Annotated in this window: 15 protein-coding genes and 1 pseudogene; 8 read left to right on the forward strand and 8 right to left on the reverse strand. The window is 62.9% G+C overall.

Annotated elements, in window-relative coordinates; genetic code table 11:
- The first annotated feature begins 194 nt into the window (after positions 1 to 194).
- Positions 195 to 2,327 (forward strand): acyl-CoA dehydrogenase family protein, encoded by a 2,133-nt coding sequence (locus tag ACO07W_RS13235; RefSeq protein WP_421843797.1) that lies wholly within the window; start codon positions 195 to 197, stop codon positions 2,325 to 2,327.
- Between the two features lie 161 nt (positions 2,328 to 2,488).
- Here ACO07W_RS13235 and ACO07W_RS13240 read toward each other — a convergent pair whose 3' ends face one another.
- A complete protein-coding gene (locus ACO07W_RS13240) occupies positions 2,489 to 3,031 on the reverse strand; it encodes a hypothetical protein (RefSeq protein WP_421843799.1) in 543 nt (180 codons plus the stop codon).
- Positions 3,032 to 3,081: 50 nt separating this feature from the next.
- On the reverse strand, positions 3,082 to 4,158 hold the full coding sequence (locus tag ACO07W_RS13245) for a 2Fe-2S iron-sulfur cluster-binding protein (RefSeq protein ID WP_421845977.1): 1,077 nt from the start codon (positions 4,156 to 4,158) through the stop codon (positions 3,082 to 3,084).
- Between the two features lie 191 nt (positions 4,159 to 4,349).
- Here ACO07W_RS13245 and hsaA point away from each other — a divergent pair, with 191 nt between their 5' ends.
- From hsaA to ACO07W_RS13270, 5 genes are all read left to right on the forward strand, one after another.
- The gene (hsaA, locus tag ACO07W_RS13250; RefSeq protein WP_421843801.1) at positions 4,350 to 5,534 is read left to right on the forward strand and encodes a 3-hydroxy-9,10-secoandrosta-1,3,5(10)-triene-9,17-dione monooxygenase oxygenase subunit; all 1,185 of its coding nucleotides are present in this window, start codon (positions 4,350 to 4,352) and stop codon (positions 5,532 to 5,534) included.
- Positions 5,535 to 5,552: 18 nt separating this feature from the next.
- A complete protein-coding gene (hsaD, locus tag ACO07W_RS13255; RefSeq protein WP_421843803.1) occupies positions 5,553 to 6,452 on the forward strand; it encodes a 4,5:9,10-diseco-3-hydroxy-5,9,17-trioxoandrosta-1(10),2-diene-4-oate hydrolase in 900 nt (299 codons plus the stop codon).
- A complete protein-coding gene (gene hsaC / locus ACO07W_RS13260; protein WP_421843805.1) occupies positions 6,449 to 7,351 on the forward strand; it encodes an iron-dependent extradiol dioxygenase HsaC in 903 nt (300 codons plus the stop codon). Before hsaD ends, hsaC begins: the two co-directional genes overlap by 4 nt.
- A 7-nt stretch (positions 7,352 to 7,358) precedes the next feature.
- Positions 7,359 to 7,922 carry a 3-hydroxy-9,10-secoandrosta-1,3,5(10)-triene-9,17-dione monooxygenase reductase subunit gene (gene hsaB, locus ACO07W_RS13265; RefSeq protein WP_421843807.1) on the forward strand — a complete coding sequence of 188 codons (564 nt, stop codon included), beginning with the start codon at positions 7,359 to 7,361 and terminating at the stop codon, positions 7,920 to 7,922.
- 198 nt (positions 7,923 to 8,120) lie between these two features.
- The gene (locus tag ACO07W_RS13270) at positions 8,121 to 8,948 is read left to right on the forward strand and encodes an arylamine N-acetyltransferase family protein (RefSeq protein WP_421843809.1); all 828 of its coding nucleotides are present in this window, start codon (positions 8,121 to 8,123) and stop codon (positions 8,946 to 8,948) included.
- Here the strand turns inward: ACO07W_RS13270 and ACO07W_RS13275 are convergent.
- The 5 genes from ACO07W_RS13275 to fadD3 form a co-directional block, all read right to left on the reverse strand.
- Positions 8,945 to 10,120: a pyridoxal phosphate-dependent aminotransferase gene (locus tag ACO07W_RS13275; RefSeq protein ID WP_421843811.1), complete on the reverse strand. Its 1,176-nt coding sequence runs from the start codon at positions 10,118 to 10,120 to the stop codon at positions 8,945 to 8,947. The genes ACO07W_RS13270 and ACO07W_RS13275 overlap by 4 nt on opposite strands.
- Positions 10,117 to 11,067 carry an acyl-CoA dehydrogenase family protein gene (locus ACO07W_RS13280; RefSeq protein WP_421843812.1) on the reverse strand — a complete coding sequence of 317 codons (951 nt, stop codon included), beginning with the start codon at positions 11,065 to 11,067 and terminating at the stop codon, positions 10,117 to 10,119. The genes ACO07W_RS13275 and ACO07W_RS13280 overlap by 4 nt, the downstream gene beginning before the upstream one ends.
- Positions 11,068 to 11,328: 261 nt before the next feature.
- Positions 11,329 to 12,285: an acyl-CoA dehydrogenase family protein gene (locus ACO07W_RS13285; RefSeq protein ID WP_421843814.1), complete on the reverse strand. Its 957-nt coding sequence runs from the start codon at positions 12,283 to 12,285 to the stop codon at positions 11,329 to 11,331.
- Positions 12,285 to 13,430 carry an acyl-CoA dehydrogenase family protein gene (locus ACO07W_RS13290; RefSeq protein WP_421843816.1) on the reverse strand — a complete coding sequence of 382 codons (1,146 nt, stop codon included), beginning with the start codon at positions 13,428 to 13,430 and terminating at the stop codon, positions 12,285 to 12,287. The genes ACO07W_RS13285 and ACO07W_RS13290 overlap by 1 nt, the downstream gene beginning before the upstream one ends.
- Complete coding sequence (fadD3, locus tag ACO07W_RS13295; protein ID WP_421843818.1) at positions 13,431 to 14,972, reverse strand: 3-((3aS,4S,7aS)-7a-methyl-1,5-dioxo-octahydro-1H-inden-4-yl)propanoate--CoA ligase FadD3; 1,542 nt, start codon at positions 14,970 to 14,972, stop codon at positions 13,431 to 13,433.
- A 106-nt stretch (positions 14,973 to 15,078) separates the two neighbouring features.
- Here fadD3 and ipdE1 point away from each other — a divergent pair, with 106 nt between their 5' ends.
- Together ipdE1 and ipdF are read left to right on the forward strand one after the other, a co-directional pair.
- Positions 15,079 to 16,227 carry an acyl-CoA dehydrogenase IpdE1 gene (ipdE1, locus tag ACO07W_RS13300; RefSeq protein ID WP_421843820.1) on the forward strand — a complete coding sequence of 383 codons (1,149 nt, stop codon included), beginning with the start codon at positions 15,079 to 15,081 and terminating at the stop codon, positions 16,225 to 16,227.
- Positions 16,224 to 17,012 carry a (5R,7aS)-5-hydroxy-7a-methyl-1-oxo-2,3,5,6,7,7a-hexahydro-1H-indene-carboxyl-CoA reductase gene (gene ipdF, locus ACO07W_RS13305; RefSeq protein ID WP_421843822.1) on the forward strand — a complete coding sequence of 263 codons (789 nt, stop codon included), beginning with the start codon at positions 16,224 to 16,226 and terminating at the stop codon, positions 17,010 to 17,012. The genes ipdE1 and ipdF overlap by 4 nt, the downstream gene beginning before the upstream one ends.
- Positions 17,013 to 17,545: 533 nt before the next feature.
- Here the strand turns inward: ipdF and ACO07W_RS13310 are convergent.
- A pseudogene (locus ACO07W_RS13310) lies at positions 17,546 to 18,067 on the reverse strand (WSD1 family O-acyltransferase); the annotation flags it as partial.
- Positions 18,068 to 18,073 lie beyond the last annotated feature (6 nt).

Genomic DNA, 18,073 nt, shown 5'->3' on the forward strand with positions numbered 1-18,073 from the left:
GGTTCGTGCGCAAACGCTACACGTGCCGTGCGTAGATCTTGTACCTCCCGCAGCGAGTCGGCGGCGTGTACTGGTGTAATAGCTGTCGACTTGACGGTTGGTTGTTTGCACTATTAGAACACGTTATTAGAACACGTTCTAGTGCGTAAGAATGGTTCATTGCCCTGTGAAATTGCTGACGCGGAGGACTGATAGTGGTAGTGACCGTCACCGAGGAACAGATCGCGGCACGCGAGTTGGTGCGCGACTGGGCCCGCACGTCATCTTCCGGCGAGGCGGCGACCGCGGCGATCCGTGATGTCGAGCAAGGCAACCCGGATGCCTGGCGGCCAGTGTTCGCCGGCCTGACAGACCTGGGACTGTTTGGCATTGCCGTCGCCGAAGACCGTGGCGGAGCCGGCGGCAGTATCGAGGATCTCAGCGTCATGGTCCAGGAGGCGGCCGCGGCATTGGTGCCGGGGCCGGTGGCGACCACAGCCTTGGCCACATTGGTTGTCTCTGATCCCGAACTGCAGGGTGCGCTGGTGTCGGGCGAACGATTCGCTGGGTTGGCGTTCGATGGCGATGCGCAGCTAGATGGCGAGGCTTCTCGGGCAACCGGCACGTTCCCCTGGGTGCTGGGCGCTACGGCCGATGCGCTACTGCTGTTGCCGGCCGCTGGGAAATGGCTGCTCGTGGACGCCAGCAGCGACGGCGTGCTCGTCGAGCCGCTTGACGCTACCGACTTCTCTCGGCCGCTGGCGCGAGTGGTGCTGACCTCGGCGCCGGCCGTTGTTCTGGATCAGTCGGGGGAGAAAGTAGCGGACCTGGCCGCGACGCTGCTGGCTGCCGAGGCGGCCGGATTGGCCCGATGGGCGTTGGACACCGCGGTTGCCTACGCCAAAGTGAGGGAACAGTTCGGCCGGCCTATTGGCAGCTTCCAAGCGATCAAGCACCTCTGCGCGGAGATGCTCTGCCGCGCTGAGCAAGCCGATGTGGCGGCAGCCGATGCTGCCCGGGCTGCAGCCGAATCTGATCGCGACCAGCTGCCCATAGCGGCGGCATTGGCCGCGAGCACCGGTATCACAGCTGCGAAGGCCAACGTCAAGGATTGTATCCAGGTGCTCGGCGGCATCGGCTGCACCTGGGAACACGACGCGCATTTGTATCTGCGCCGGGCGTACGGGATTAGCCGGTTCCTGGGCGGCGCCGAGCGCTGGCAACGACGGGTAACGGCGCTGACCAAGGCCGGGGTTCGCCGCCGGCTGAGGTTAGACCTGTCCGACCTGCCTGATGTCGCGGACTTGCGACCGCAGATCGCCGCTGCGGTCGGTGAGGTCGCCGCGCTACCCGAAGAGAAACAACAGGTTGCCCTGGCCGAGGCTGGACTGCTGGCACCGCACTGGCCGGTGCCCTACGGGCGGGCCGCGTCGCCGGCGGAGCAGCTGCTGATCGATCAGGAGCTGGCGAAAGCCGGCGTGGTGCGTCCAGATCTAGTGATCGGTTGGTGGGCGGCGCCTACCATTCTTGAGCACGGCACACCCGAACAGATTCAACGGTTCGTGCCCGCCACTTTGCGCGGTGAATTCATCTGGTGCCAAATGTTTTCCGAGCCCGGCGCCGGATCGGACCTGGCTTCGCTGCGCACCAAGGCGGTGCGCAGCGACGGCGGCTGGCTACTGACCGGGCAGAAGGTGTGGACTTCCAAAGCGCACCTGGCGAAGTGGGGGGTGTGCTTGGCGCGTACCGATCTTGATGCGCCGAAGCATAGAGGCATCACCTACTTCTTGGTGGATATGGCTTCGCCAGGCATCGAGATCCGCCCGCTGCGCGAGATCACCGGCGACGCGCTGTTCAATGAGGTTTTTTTGGACGGTGTGTTTGTCCCTGACGCGATGGTTGTCGGCACGGTGAACGACGGTTGGCGGCTGGCGCGGACCACCTTGGCCAACGAGCGGGTCGCGATGGCGACCGGGACCGCGTTGGGTGACCCGATGGAGGAACTGCTCGCGCTCTTGGACGAGATCGAGCTGGACGCCGCCCAGCAGGACCGGTTGGCCAGATTGATTGTCACCGCAGCGACGGGCGCGCTGCTGGATCAGCGGATCGCTCAGCTGGCCGTGGGCGGCCAGGACCCAGGTGCGCAATCAAGTGTGCGCAAACTCATCGGAGTGCGTTACCGGCAAGCGCTGGCCGAATACATGATGGACGTGACTGAGGGCGGCGGCCTGGTCGAGAATCATGCGGTGTACGACTTCCTGAACACCCGGTGTCTGACGATCGCCGGCGGTACTGAGCAGATTTTGTTGACGGTGGCCGCCGAGCGGTTGTTGGGTTTGCCGCGCTAGGTGTTCCGGGGCGCGGTGGAATACCGAAGAATCCGGGCGGGTCGCCAAGGTTGAGCGGCCGAGTGGCCAGCCGAATCGGCTCAGTTCGTGGGCGTGACGTCAGGTGCACCGCTGGTGCACCGCACAAGCGAACCTGGCGGCTAGCTGTCGCTGGGAAAATATCAGGAAAATGTGGTCTGCGCGCAGGTGCTGGGTGAGGTGAGGTTGACGCCCGGGTAAACCACCTGGATGTGGGCGCAGACGATCACGTTCGCGTCGGTCTTCGGTTGGCCGGTCGACCGATCGGTGGCGTCGATGACGCCAACGGTTTGGTACTTGTCCGGCGGGCCTTCACCGAAGTAGACGGTGGTGACGACATCGGATCCGCCTTGCTTCATGACTCTTTCGAACTGGCCGCTGCCGTGTACGTCCAGGTATGCCAGCCGGTTACTTGACCGGATCTCGGTGGTCTGCCGCGCCCACAGGCCGGGCGGGAAACCGATCGCGCCGGCAGGCGTGCGCAAGTTGGCGCCCGCAGTGAAGTCGCAGCTGGCGCTCGCTGCGTGGCAATCGACCAGGGTATGTGTTTCCAGTTGAGTGACCTCGTCGACCGGGAACAACGTGGTTGCGGTGTTGCTCGCTGCCCTCGACATCGGAGTCATCGGGTTGGGCAAGAAGAGCATTGTCATGGTCACCATCGCAAAGCCCGCCGCAAGCCGCCTCATCGCGCTTCCCTTCCGTCGCACCGACCTCAAGGGTGAACCTAGTTCCGCGACTATTCGTCGTAGGTCACTTCCACGGAATCAGATTCCGGGTGAGATTGACAGGCCAGAATTATCCCGTCGTCAAGATCCTGCTGCTCCAGCACGTCGTTGATCTCCATATTGACGCGACCTTTGCGTAGTGTGCAGGCGCACGCGCCGCAATGGCCTTCCCGGCAGGAGAACGGCGCATCGAGGCCCGCAGCGAGCAGAACATCGAGCAGTTTGGCGCTGCGTGGCCACGCCACGGTGTGGGTCTCACCGTCCAGCTCCACCACTGCGGTTGCCGGCGCTTCATCGCTGGTGTCCTCGATTTTGACCGCGGCAAACGGATCTGAATCCAGTGACTTGAACACCTCGATGTGTATTTGCTCGGCGGGCACCTTCAGCCCTTCCAAGGCATCCCGGGCTGCCTGCATGAACGGGCCGGGCCCACAGATGAACGCCGGTCGGTCGGTGAATGGGCTGGCTAGCTTAGCCAGCGCGGCCGCACTTGGCAGTCCCTGCAGCGACTCCAGCCAGTGCAGCACGGTGAGCCGGTCGGGGTACTTGGCGGCCAGCTCACTCAGGGCACTGCTGAAGATGACCGAGCGGTCGTCGCGGTTGGCGTAGATCAGCGTCAGCTGCCCGTTGCCTTCAGTGAGCGCCGACTTGCAGATCGCCATGATCGGGGTGATCCCGCTGCCCGCGGCCAGCAGAAGGAAATCGTCATCGAGTGTCTTGGGCACGAAATTGCCCGACGGGGCCAGCGCGTGGATGCGCATGCCCGCATGCGCGTTGTCGCACAGCCAGTTGGACGCATAGCCGTCTGCGGTGCGTTTGACGGTGACTGTCAGCGCCTTGTCGGTGAACGGGGAGCTGCACAATGAATAGCAGCGCGCCACCGAGCCGGTCTGGTCACTGGGAACGCGCAGCGTCAAGAACTGGCCGGGCGCGTAACGCAACCGTTCCGCTGGAATGGCTTGGTCGTCGGGCCCGTTCGGCGTGGTGAAGACCAGCGACCGCGCGTCGTCGGTTTCGGCGACGACCTCGGCGATCTGCAGTTCAAGGACGTGGTCGCCGAGCGGCTCGTCGGGAATTGCCTCGGTCAAGACCAACCCTTTCTTCGGTAACAACTAGAACATGTTATAGAAAACTGGTTTAGCATTGCTACCAGCCGCAGGAATACCCTGCTCGACACAAATCGGAACGTGTTCTAGTCTTTCACTAGGTTCCAGTATCCGCCCCGTGTGGGCCATCAGCGGCCGTGGCACCTTTCCGCACTCTCAGGAGGCAAACCTAAGTGACGACCATTCAACAGCGTGATGCGCAGGCGGTGTTGGCTTCCATCGATGATCTGCTTCCGCAGATACGCGAGCGCGCCCAGGCGACGGAGGACCTGCGCCGGCTGCCCGACGAGACCGTCAAAGCACTCGACGAAGTGGGCTTCTTCACCCTGCTGCAGCCCGAGCAGTGGGGTGGGCTGCAGTGCGAACCCGCGTTGTTCTACGAGGCAACGCGGCGGCTGGCGAGCGCGTGCGGCTCCACAGGCTGGGTGAGTTCAATCATCGGCGTGCACAACTGGCATTTGGCGCAGTTTGACCAGGCAGCCCAAGAGGAAGTCTGGGGCGACGACCCGAAAACACGGATTTCGTCGTCGTACGCTCCAATGGGCGCCGGTGTCGTCGTCGACGGCGGCTACCTGGTCAACGGTTCGTGGAACTGGTCTTCTGGCTGTGATCATGCCACCTGGTGCTTCTTGGGGGGGCCAGTTATCAAGGACGGGCGCCCAGTCGACTTTGGCAGCTTCCTGATCCCACGCACTGAGTACACGATCGACGACGTGTGGCATGTGGTCGGCCTGCGCGGTACTGGCAGCAACACCGTCGTCGTCAAGGACGTCTTCGTGCCGCGGCACCGTTTCCTGTCTTACAAGGCGATGAACGATCAAACCGCCGGGGGGCTCGAGACCAACACCGCCGCGGTCTACAAGATGCCCTGGGGCACGATGCACCCCACCACCATTTCGGCGCCGATCGTCGGTATGGCCTACGGCGCCTACGCCGCGCACGTTGAGCACCAGGGAAAACGGGTGCGTGCGGCGTTCGCGGGGGAGAAAGCCAAGGATGACCCGTTCGCTAAGGTTCGTATTGCCGAGGCGGCCAGCGACATCGACGCCGCGTGGCGCCAGTTGATCAGCAACGTTGGCGACGAGTATGCCCTGTTGGCTGCTGGCAAAGAGATTCCTTTTGAACTTAGAGCCCGCGCTCGACGCGATCAGGTGCGTGCGACCGGCCGGTCGATCGCTTCGATTGACCGGTTGTTCGAGGCGTCCGGTGCTACTGCGTTGGCCAATGACGCGCCTATTCAGCGGTTCTGGCGCGACGCGCACGCCGGCCGGGTGCACGCTGCCAACGACCCCGAGCGTGCGTACGTGATCTTTGGGAACAACGAATTCGGCTTGCCGGCCGGCGACACGATGGTTTGATCGGAGAAGCCTGAAGCGATGACTGTTAGCCAGACGGGTGTCGAAGACCAAGTTGCGGAATTGACGTTCGAATCCACCTCGCGGTTCAAGGAGGTGGACGTTGACGGGCCCTTGAAGCTGCACTACCACGAGGCTGGTGTCGGCAACGACCAAACGTTGGTGCTGCTGCACGGCGGTGGGCCAGGTGCGTCGAGCTGGACCAACTTCTCGCGCAATATTGCGGTGCTGGCTCAGCGTTTCCATGTGCTGGCCGTCGACCAGCCTGGATACGGCCATTCCGACAAACGCGCCGAACACCCGCAGTTCAATCACTTCGCCGCCAAAGCGCTTAAAGGGCTCTTTGACGAGCTGGGATTGGGGCGTGTTCCGCTGGTCGGTAACTCGTTGGGCGGTGGCACCGCAGTGCGGTTCGCGCTCGACTACCCGGATCGTGCTGGACGCCTGGTGCTGATGGGCCCGGGCGGACTTAGCATCAACCTGTTCGCCCCGGACCCCACCGAAGGCGTGAAACGGCTATCCAAGTTCTCCTTCGAGCCCACCCGAGAGAATCTCGAGGCGTTCCTGAAGATCATGGTTCACGACAAGAGCCTGATCACCCCCGAGTTGGTGGACCAGCGCTTCGCGTTGGCCAGCACGCCGGAATCGCTGGCGGCAACCCGCGCGATGGGAAAGTCGTTCGCAGGAGCCGACTTCGAACTCGGCATGATGTGGCGCGAAGTGTATCGGCTGCGGCAGCCGGTTTTGTTGATTTGGGGCCGTGAGGATCGGGTCAACCCGCTCGATGGTGCGTTGGTCGCCTTGAAGACTATTCCGCGTGCGCAGCTGCATGTCTTCGGACAGTGCGGGCACTGGGTGCAAGTGGAAAAGTTCGACGAATTCAACACGCTGACCACTGATTTCCTGGGAGGTGCGCGATGAGCATCCGCGCGTTGGGTTATCTGCGGATCGAGGCCACCGATATGGCCGCCTGGCGCGAGTACGGTCTGAAAGTTCTCGGCATGGTGGAGGGCAAGGGCGCCATCGAGGGTGCACTGTATCTGCGGATGGATGATTTTCCAGCTCGCTTGGTAATTCTGCCTGGAGACCAAGACCGGCTGTCGGCGGCCGGTTGGGAATGCGCGAATGCCGAAGGCCTGCAAGAAATCCGTAACCGCCTGGATGTCGAGGGCACACCGTACAAGGAAGCCAGTGCCGCGGAATTGGCTGACCGGCGGGTAGACGAGATGATTCAGTTCTCCGATCCATCCGGCAACTGCCAAGAGGTATTCCACGGCGCCGCTCTGGAACACCGCCGCGTGGTCAGTCCATATGGGCACAAGTTCGTCACTGGCGAGCAGGGCCTGGGACATGTGGTGTTGTCCACCCGAGACGACGCTGAGGCGCTGCACTTCTACCGGGACGTGCTCGGTTTCAAGCTGCGCGACTCGATGCGGCTGCCGCCGCAGATTGCGGGACGGCCTGCCGATGGGCCGCCGGTTTGGCTGCGTTTCTTCGGGTGCAACCCGCGTCACCACAGCCTGGCTTTTCTTCCTATGCCGACCCCCAGCGGCATCGTGCATCTCATGGTTGAGGTCGAGCAGTCCGACGATGTGGGTTTGTGCCTGGACCGGGCGTTGCGACGCAAGGTGCCTATGTCAGCCACGTTGGGGCGCCATGTCAATGACTTGATGTTGTCTTTCTATATGAAGACACCTGGCGGTTTCGATGTTGAGTTCGGTTGCGAAGGGCGAAAAGTCGCGGATGAGGAGTGGATCGCCCGCGAAAGCACCGCGGTGAGCTTGTGGGGTCACGACTTCACCGTCGGCTCCCGCGGCTAGCACACTGATGTCGGAGCAGATCGATCCACGAGTCTTCCGTCAGGTGCTAGGGCAGTTCTGCACCGGGATCACCATCATCACCACCGTGCACGACGACGTACCCATCGGCTTCGCTTGTCAGTCCTTCGCGGCACTGTCCCTGGACCCGCCGCTCGTTTTGTTTTGTCCGACCAAGCAGTCGCGCTCGTGGCAGGCAATCGAGGCCAGCGGCCGGTTCTGTGTCAACGTGCTCACTGAAAAGCAGAAGCATGTGTCAGCGCGATTTGGATCGAAGGAGCCGGACAAGTTCGCCGGCATCGATTGGCGTCCTTCGCGGCTCGGTTCGCCGATTATCGAGGAGTCGTTGGCCTACGTCGACTGCACGGTGGCGTCGGTACACGACGGCGGCGATCACTTCGTGGTGTTCGGCTCGGTGGATTCACTGTCCGAGGTTGCTACGGTCAAGCCGCGGCCTCTGTTGTTCTATCGCGGCGACTACACCGGCATCGAGCCAGACAAGACCACGCCGGCCCATTGGCGCGATGACCTAGAGGCATTCCTGACTACCACCACCCAGGACACCTGGCTTTAGCTTGGCTCGCTAGCGTAGCGCTGCTGCAAAAACCGGCATGAGCAGGCCGCGAAAATCGCCGCGGAATGTGCTTCGAGCACCTCAACTGTGGAAATCGGCGACCGGATTGCCCGAGCATGTCGCTATCACAGCAGCGCCACGCATCCCGGTAGTCGGGTTGGCGGCCACCGTTTCGACGTTCGGGCCACAATGGCATTTATGGCTATGGATCTGGCGGGGTACTTCGAGCGTATCGGCTACCGTGGTGCTGCGGAGCCGGCTCTGGACGTGTTGCAGAATCTGGTGGCTGCCCACACCAGAACTATCCCTTTCGAGAACCTCGATCCCCTGCTCGGGGTTCCGGTGCATGATCTGAGTGCGCAGGGGCTCGCCGACAAGCTGGTACGCCGACGCCGCGGCGGTTACTGCTACGAGCAGAACGGTCTATTGGGTTACGTGTTGGCAGAACTCGGATTCCGGGTGCGTCGCTTCGCCGGCCGCGTCGTTTGGCTGCGCTCACCAGATGAGCCCATTCCGGCGCAGACCCACACGCTTCTAGCGGTCACGTTCCCCGGCTCGCGCGGGACTTATCTCGTCGATGTGGGCTTCGGCGGCCTCACGCCGACCTCGCCTATTCCTTTGGAGACTGGCAGTGTCGCGCAGACACCGCAAGGGCAGTACCGCCTTGACGACCACGACGATCGGTTGGCTCTGCAGGCCATGGTCGGTGGCCAATGGCAGCGGCTCTATGAGTTCACCACCGAGACCCTGCCGTTGATCGATCTGGAATTGGGCAGCTGGTATGCCTCAACCCACCCGTCGTCGATCTTTGTGACCGGCCTGATGGCTGCCCGGGTTGTCGATGGCGAACGGTGGAATCTGCACGGCCAGAACATGACGATCTACCGAGCCAGTGAGACCGAGAAGGTGGTTCTTCAGGACGCGGCAGCCGTGGTGGATGTCCTCAATGACCGGTTCGGCATCAACATCGCCGATGCGGGTGAGCGCAGTCTGCTCGAAACGCGTATCGCCGAGGTATTTCTTTAGGCGCCTTGTTGGTCCGGTAGCCAGCCCTCGATTCGGCGCAGAGCCTCGTCGATGTCGTTCGACGGTCCGGCGAACGACAGACGTACGAATGAACTGCCGCGAGCGGTGTCGAAGTCAATGCCCGGAGCGATCGCAACACCGGTGTCAGCCAGTAACTTTGAGCAAAAACCCAACGAATCGCCGGTGAAGTCCGAGACGTCAGCGTAGACGTAGAACGCACCGTCGGTAGGTGCTAGCCGATCGATACCGATGCGTCGTAGACCATCGAGGAGCCGAGTCCGGTTGCCTGTGTAGTGGCGCAGGTTGCCATCGGCTTCGGCGGTTGCCTCTGGCGTGAACGCCGAAACAGCCGCGACCTGCGACAGTACCGGAGGGCAAATCGTGAAGTTGCCGGTAAGGCAGTCCACCGCGCGCCGCAGCTCGGACGGCACCAGCAACCACCCGAGTCGCCAGCCCGTCATCGCGTAGTACTTGGAAAAGCTGTTGACTACCACTGCGTTTCGGGATGTTTGCCATGCGCAGCTGGTCGGCGGGGCGCCGTCGTACACCAGGCCATGGTAGACCTCATCGCTGATTAGCCGAACGCCGGAAGCGTCCGCCCAAGACGTGATCGCGGCCAGTTCGGCAGGCGGAATGACCGTGCCGGTGGGATTGGCCGGGCTAGCGACGATAACACCGTGCACCGGTGGATCCAGCTCAGCGAGCATCGCTGCGGTGGGCTGGAACCTGGTTTCGGGTCCGCATTGGAGTTCTACAATCTCACATCCGAGTGCTGACAAGATGTTTCGATAGCACGGGTAGCCAGGACTCGCCAGCGCCACCCGGTCGCCTACGTCGAAGCATGCCAGAAAGGTGAGCAGAAAGCCGCCCGAAGACCCCGTGGTGATTACTACCGCATCTGGGTCCACGGCGATGCCGTGCTTGCGTTGATAGTCCGCCGCGATCGCGGCGCGCAGTTCTGGAATCCCCAGCGCCACGCTGTAACCCATCTGATTAAGGTGCAGTGCGGCGGCCGCTGCGGCACGAACCGGCTCAGGTGCGCCCGCACTGGGCTGGCCTGCCGACAGATTCACCAGATCACCGTGGCTGCGTTGGCGCTCTGCGGCCGCCAGCCATACATCCATAACATGGAACGGCGGGATGCCAGAGCGAAGTGCGACTCGACCACTCACGGCTTCTGCGCCGCCTCGGATTCCAGCCGCCTTAGCACCTCACGCGTGGTGTCGAGCAGCTGAGCGCTGCCATGCGCGCGCTTGAAGTACAGGTGCATGTCGTGTTCCCAGGTGATCGCGATGCCGCCGTGCAGCTGAATGCCCTCGGCTGCAGAATTGTTCAGGGCCTCGGTGGCAGCAAGCCGCGCCAGGGCCGCATTCGTCGGCGTGGGCTCGTTACACGCGTCGGTGACGACGGCCTTGGCCGCAGCGATCTCGACATACAGATCGGCCATCCGATGCTTAAGTGCCTGGAAACTTCCGATCGGGCGGCCGAATTGAACCCGGCTCTTCGCGTATTCGACGGTCAATTCCAGACAACGCTCAGCGGCGCCGATCTGCTCGGCGGCAAGCAGGATAGCCGCGGTATCAGCAATACCGGGATCGGCGCCCAACGGTTCGGTTTCCGCTGCCTGTACACGGGCGAGCCGGCGGGTGGGGTCCATAGTGGTGACCGGTTGCGCGCTGAACCGGGTCCACCGGTTCAGTTGACCGTCCGCAGCCGCGACGACGACATCCGCGATATCCCCGTTGACCACGTAGTCGGGGTCAAGGACCAACGCGCCGATTGAGGCCCCTTCGGTCAGGGCTTCCAGCGCCGTGATGTCCGGGTCAGATGCGGCTAGTAGCGCAAGCTCCGTCAATGTGGTGCCTAACAGCGGGGACGGCACCAGGGCCTTGCCGAGCTCCTGCAAAACCGTTGCGGCGTCTGCGAGTTCGCCGCCAGCACCACCAAACTTCTCAGGGACCACCAATGCGGCCGCGCCGACTTGCTCACACAAGAGTTGCCACAGCGCCTCGTCGTAGCCTCGTTCGGACTCCATCGCTGTCCGCACCGCAGCCGGGCTTGCGTGCTTGGTCACCAGGGCCGCGACGGTTTCTGCCAGCAGCTGCCGTTCTTCAGTCATCAGCGCCGCTCCTCCTCATCGCTTCGCTCTGCATCGTCGCCGACGCCGGTCATCAGCGCCGCTGCTGCTCATCGCTTCGCTCTGCATCGTCGCCGACGCCGGTCATCAGCGCCGCTGCTGCTCATCGCTTCGCTCTGCATCGTCGCCGACGCCGGTCATCAGCGCCGCTGCTGCTCATCGCTTCGCTCTGCATCGTCGCCGACGCCGGTCATCAGCGCCGCTGCTGCTCATCGCTTCGCTCTGCATCGTCGCCGACGCCGGTCATAGCGCCGTGAGCAGTCGGCGCCTATGCAGCGTGGGATCGCCCCAAGCCGAGCGTAATGCCTGCACCCTAAGTAACCACAAGGACAGATCGTGTTCCTGGGTGAACCCGATCGCACCGTGAACTTGCAGGGACGAGCGTGCGGACAGCAGGGCGGCTTCGGCCGCCGCAACTTTGGCCGCGCTGACGTCGCGAGAAGCCAAAGTCAGTGCGGCGCCATGGACCAAGGGACGGGCCAGTTCGATTGCGATATGGACGTCGGCGAGCTTGTGTTTGATGGCCTGATACGAGCCGATCGCGCGGCCGAACTGGGTGCGTTGCTTGGCGTATTCGACGGCGGCGTCGAGCAGTGCCTCGGCGGTACCGACCAGCTGCGCCGCGGTGGCCAGTGCGCCGAACTCGTAGGCGCGCTTGACGTCTGCCTGCCAGGATGTTCCGGTTGCCGTCACGTCGTAGAGGTGGCGGCTGGGGTCGACCGACTCATGGCAGCCTGCCAGGCCGCCAACCACCTCAGCCTCGCTGACGTGGTCGGCGCTTTCAGACGGGGCCAGCAGCACCAGCTGGGCGGCGTTGGCTGCGACCGCCCGCGGCACTTGTGGTGGGATTGCGACAGTGACCATGAGCTCACCGGAAGCCAACCCCGCGCTGCGTTCGTCATCGGCGAGTAAAACCGGTGCAACGGCTATAGATTCCACGACTGGACCGGGAACGCACCAACGGCCGAGGCGTTCCAACGCGACTACCAAGTCAATGGGCTCAGCGTCTAAGCCTTCAAACTTCTCGGGCACGTTCAACGCCGTGATACCGAGATCGGCCAGCTGCTCCCACACCTTGCGGCCGGGTGTGAGATCGCCAGCAGACCAGGCGCGGACCGCGGCCGGCAGGTTTGCGGCGGTCAGCGCGGCGTCGATGCTGGCAGCGAAGTCGCACTGCTGTTGGTCTAGCGCAAAGTCCACTATTTGCTGCCTCCAGCCTTCTCCCGCGGCAGGCCCAGCAGCCTTTCCGAAATTATATTTCGCTGAATTTCGTTGGTTCCGGCGTAGATCGGGCCGCCTAGGGCGAACAGCAGAGCTTCGGTCCATGGGCTAGCCAGTTCGCCGTCGGCGCCGAGGATGTCGAGCGCGGTCTGGTGTAGTTCCACGTCGAGGTCGGACCAGAACACCTTCGTAACCGATGATTCCGCGCCGAGTTCTCCACCGGCTGCCAGTCTGCTCACGGTGCCGAACGTCTGCAACCGGTAGGCGTGCGCCTTAATCCATCCATCGGCCACCCGATCGGCGAATTCCGCTGGTGAGCCGCGGTCCTTCCACAGCTGAACCAAGCGCTGCGCCACCGCAAGGAAGCGGGCGGGGCTGCGCAGCGACATACCACGTTCATTGCTGGATGTGCTCATGGCTGCGCGCCAACCGTCGTTTGGTGCGCCAATCACATCTTCGTCGGGGACAAAAACATTGTCGAGGAAGATCTCACCGAATCCGGTGTCACCGCCCAGCTGGACGATTGGCCGTACGGTGATCCCGTCGGCCTTCAGATCGAACATGAAGTACGTCAGACCACGATGACGCTGTGCTTCCGGGTCGGATCGGAACAGGCCGAATCCCATGTCGGCGAAGGGAGCCCGCGAACTCCAAATTTTCTGTCCGTTGAGCAGCCATCCGCCGTCCGTCTTGGCCGCGGTGGAACGCAGCGACGCCAGGTCGCTGCCCGCTTCGGGTTCGGACCATGCCTGCGCCCAGATCTGTTCACCACTAGCCATTTTCGGCAGAATTCGGTCTAACTGTTCGGTAGTGCCGTGCGCGAACAGGGTCGGCGCCAGCATCGAGGTTCCGTTCGCGCTGGCCCGGCCGGGCGCTCCAGCGCCGAAATATTCCTCCTCGAAGACCACCCAGTGCAGCAGGGGGGCGTCGCGGCCGCCATATTTCTTTGGCCAGGTGATCACGGACAGGCCGGCATCAAACAACACGCGGTCCCAGTGGCGATGCTGCAGGAAGCCCTCAGCGTTGTCATAGGACTTAGTGGGGATCGACTCCGCATTGGCGGAGAGGAAATTCCTCACCTCGGCTTGGAACGCTAGCGTATCGTCGTCGAAAGTTAGGTCCATTCAGTTCAACTCTCGCAGTTGTGGTTTGACCACCTTGCCGCCAGCATTGCGCGGCAGCGTGTCGACGAATCGCACCGACCGCGGCGCCTTGAAGTTCGCTAAATGCTCACGTGAGTACGAGATTACCGACTCTTCGCTGACACTAGACCCCGCCCGCGCGACAATAAATGCCCGACCAACTTCGCCGAGCCGTTGATCGGGAACTCCGATCACCGCGGCATCGGCCACGCCGTCCATCCGGGCCAGCACCTGCTCGACCTCGGCGGGATATACGTTGAATCCGCCACAGATGTACATGTCCTTGAGGCGGTCGGTGATTCGTAGGTTTCCGGCTTCGTCAACGGCACCGATGTCGCCGGTGTGCAGCCAACCGTCGCTATCAATAGCGGCGTCGGTTGCTTCCTGGTCGTCTAGGTAGCCGAGCATCACGTTCGGGCCGCGTAAGAGCACTTCGCCCGCCTCTCCGTCCGCCGAATCGATGCGTAACTCGAAGTCGGCGAAGGGACGTCCGCAGGTGGTCGCGACGGTCACCGCGTCGTCCTCGGGGCGGCACATCGTTCCCATTCCGTTGGCTTCGGTCAGTCCGTAGGCGGTCAGGACAATATCGAAATCCAGTTCGGACTGCATGCGTTCCACCAGCACGACTGGCACGGTGGCCGCCCCGGTCACCGCGAACCGCAGCGAGCTCAGGTCGTGGTCCTGCCGCGCCGGGTGGTCGAGCAGCGTCTGGTAAATCGTGGGCGGTCCGGGGAGCACAGTGATGCTGTGTTGCTCGATCGCCTGTAGCGCGCGCAGCGGATCGAAGGTGAGGTGCGGTATCAGGGTCGCACCGGTTTGCAGGCAGGCCAGGATGCCGGCCTTGTAGCCGAAGTTATGGAAGAAAGGATTGATACACAGGTAGCGGTCGTCGCTGGTGATTTGGCCGCGGGCGGCCCACGCCGCCGAGCCGGCCAATGATTGCTGGTGGGCGCACAACACGCCTTTGCTTCGGCCAGTGGTGCCGGAGGTGAACATAATGTCGCTGATGTCATCGGGCATGACGGCGGCAACGCGGACCTTGACGGTGTCGGCGGCTCCGGGCTCATTGCCTCTGGCCATGAACTCGTCCCATGTTCCGTCGTCTTCGTCGATCGGCACCCGCACGATGTGGCGTAGCGCGGGCAGTGCGTCGCGGCTCAGATCGCCAACTCGGTCGGTGTCAAGGAAGCGGCCCATCCCAAACAGCACTGGCGCGGCTGTGCGGGCCAGGATGTCGGCGGCCTCTGGCGCGGTGTAGCGGGTGTTCAGCGGGACGATAGCGGCGCCGGCGTGGTGGATAGCCAGACAGGCCACCACCCAATGCCAGGTGTTCGGTGACCAGATGGCCACTCGGTCTCCGGGCTCGACCCCGAGCGAGATCAGCGCGGCTGTCGCCCGGTGCACCTCGTCGCGCAAGGTGGCGGCGGTAATGCAGCGGTCTTCGGTGATGATGGCGTTGTGGTCGGGGAACTGGTGGGCGAGGCGATCTAGCGCCGCGGGCACGGTGCGGGTTTGGCTGACCATCGATGCTCCTCTGTGCTTGATTGCCCGGCTTCTCCGCACGCCGCCGCGCGGCAAGCATCGCCGCTAGGCTAACAAAGCAAGTGCTTGGTAGGTTAGCCTACAGGGCATGCAAGACGTCGAGGACTTCCGGGCGGAGGTCCGCCAGTGGCTGGCCGACAATCTTGTCGGCGAGTTCGCCGCGCTGCGCGGTCTCGGCGGACCGGGGCGCGAACATGAGGCGTTCGAAGAACGTAGGGCATGGAACCAGCATCTCGCGGCTGCTGGGCTGACGTGTCTGGGTTGGCCGGTCGAGCACGGCGGACGCGGATTTCCGACCGAACATCGAGTCGCGTTCTACGAGGAGTATGCCCGCGCCGATGCGCCGGACAAGGTCAACCACTTCGGAGAAGAGCTGCTAGGTCCCACTCTGATCGCGTTCGGAACGCCAGAGCAGCAACAGCGCTTCCTGCCGCCTATCCGCGATGTCACCGAACTGTGGTGTCAAGGGTATTCGGAGCCTGGCGCCGGCAGCGACTTGGCAAATGTTTCGACCACCGCCGAACTTGACGGCGATCAGTGGGTGATCAACGGCCAGAAGGTATGGACCTCGCTGGCGCATGTGTCGCAGTGGTGTTTTGTAATAGCGCGCACTGAAAAGGGCTCCAAACGTCACGCTGGCCTGTCGTACCTGCTGGTGCCGCTGGACCAGCCAGGTGTGCAAGTCCGGCCTATCGTCCAGATCACCGGGACCTCCGAGTTCAACGAGGTGTTCTTCGACGATGCGCGCACCGACGCTGACATGGTGGTAGGCCAACCCGGCGACGGTTGGCGGGTGGCAATGGGAACCCTGACGTTTGAGCGCGGCGTTTCGACCCTGGGGCAGCAGATCGTCTACGCCCGCGAACTTTCCAACCTGGTTGATCTCGCGCGGCGTACCGGTGCCGCCGAAGACCCCTTCGTCAGGGAACGGTTGACCCGGGCGTGGGTCGGACTGCGAGCTATGCGCAGTTATGCGCTGGCCACCATGGACGTTGAACAGCCCGGCCAGGACAACGTGTCGAAGTTGTTGTGGGCCAACTGGCATCGTGCTCTGGGTGAGCTGGCGATGGATGTGACGGGCAAGCCCGGGATGGCGCTGTCGGATGGCGAGTTCGACGAATGGCAGCGCTTGTATTTATTCACTCGCGCCGACACGATCTATGGCGGTTCGAACGAAATCCAACGCAACATCATTGCCGAGCGAGTGCTCGGTCTACCCCGGGAGGCCAAGGGATGACTTTGTCCGAAGTGCCGAAAGAGGTTGCCGGACATGGCCTTCTTAGCGGCAAAGTGGTCGTGGTTACCGCGGCTGCCGGTACCGGCATCGGTTCGGCCACCGCGCGCCGCGTTCTGGCGGAGGGTGCCGACGTCGTGGTCTCCGATCACCATGAGCGACGGCTGAGCGAGACCGCCGCTGAGTTGTCGGCGCTGGGACGTGGCCGGGTCGAGAGCGTGGTCTGCGATGTGACGTCCACCGCTGCAGTCGACGCCCTGATCGCGACGGCCACCGAGCGGATGGGCCGCATCGATGTGCTGGTCAACAATGCTGGGTTGGGCGGGCAAACGCCAGTGGTCGATATGACCGACGACGAGTGGGACCGAGTACTGGATCTGACGCTGACGTCGGTGTTCCGGGCTACCCGCGCCGCTTTGCGCTACTTCCGCGATGCGCGGCACGGAGGGGTTATCGTCAACAACGCCAGTGTGCTTGGCTGGCGGGCTCAGCACTCGCAGGCGCACTATGCGGCCGCTAAAGCCGGGGTGATGGCGTTGACTCGTTGCAGCGCGATAGAAGCCGTCGAGTACGGGGTACGGATTAACGCGGTGTCGCCCAGCATCGCGCGACACAAGTTCCTGGACAAGACGACGTCGGCGGAGTTGTTGGACCGGCTGTCAGCGAGCGAGGCGTTCGGCCGTGCCGCCGAGCCCTGGGAAATAGCTGCCACTATCGCTTTTCTGGCCAGCGAGTACTCCAGTTACTTAACTGGGGAAGTCATCTCGGTATCAAGCCAGCATCCCTGAGCGAGGCCCGGTCGGTCGATCGCGGATGTGCGGCTGAAACCGCGGGTACCGCAGACCTGTTCATCGGCCGCGTCGACTGAGATTGACGGGCCTGTCATGTCTCCGTGCTGGGCCTGACAGACCTGTACTCGTGCCTTAGGCCCAAACACCAGTCCCGTTGGTCGTACGAACAACGGCTCGAAATCGTGGGCGCAGATCAGCAGGCTTCATGGCCGGACAACACGGTGCGTAGCCATTGCGGTAGCCCCGATGCGGGGTCAGCGGGAGTCAGGTGCCGTGCGCCACTGGATGGCCTTGCTTAGGTTAACAATTCGTCGCCACAGCGGGGCTTGTGCAACACATCCTCAACGGAATACTGCGTTCGCAGTTGTTTCCTTCGTCCCCTGCCCGGGTTCGCGGGAGCCTCGAGCAAGGCGGACGCATTCATTGGGAGACGCCAGTGTTGCTTGGCCCTGTTTGTAATCGTGTTTCGGTTGTTCGGTATCTGCGAAGGCCAACTTAACGTGCAGATGTTCGGCGCGGGTCGTCGTTCTTCAGATTCCGACAGCTTGTTCCAGGTCCTTGAGCGAAGATTCCAGGTGCTCAATCAGCCGCTGCAGAGACGGCACACTGCGCTGGCAGGCGATCAACCCAAAGTCAAGTTTGCCTGAATTGCTCGCCAAGGTGATGTTTAGGGCTTGGTTGTTTTTGACGGACGACATTGGGTAGCCGGCGTCGATCCGAGCCCCCCGGTAGTACGTAGGCTCTGGAAGTCCCGGCATATTCGAGATGACGAGGTTGAACGGTGGCCGCGCTGCGCCTAGGAAACCTGACGGAGCCAGCGGTGCCATTGCGCTCAGTGCAAACAACACCAGTCCCAGCATTCGCGGCTGGCCGGCTAGCACCTCTTTGCTGGCGCGCGTCGATGCATTGATCGTCTCAAGCCGTTTGCCGGCATCCTTAAGGTGTGTAGCAAGATTGCATAAGATGCCACCGACCATGTTGCCGCCGGCATCAGCTCCTTTTTTTGGGCGCAGACTCACTGGAACCATTGCAATCAGCGGTGTATTCGGGAGGGTGGC

Origin of the sequence: Mycobacterium sp. (assembly GCF_965230835.1) — a bacterium.
Classification (GTDB): domain Bacteria; phylum Actinomycetota; class Actinomycetes; order Mycobacteriales; family Mycobacteriaceae; genus Mycobacterium.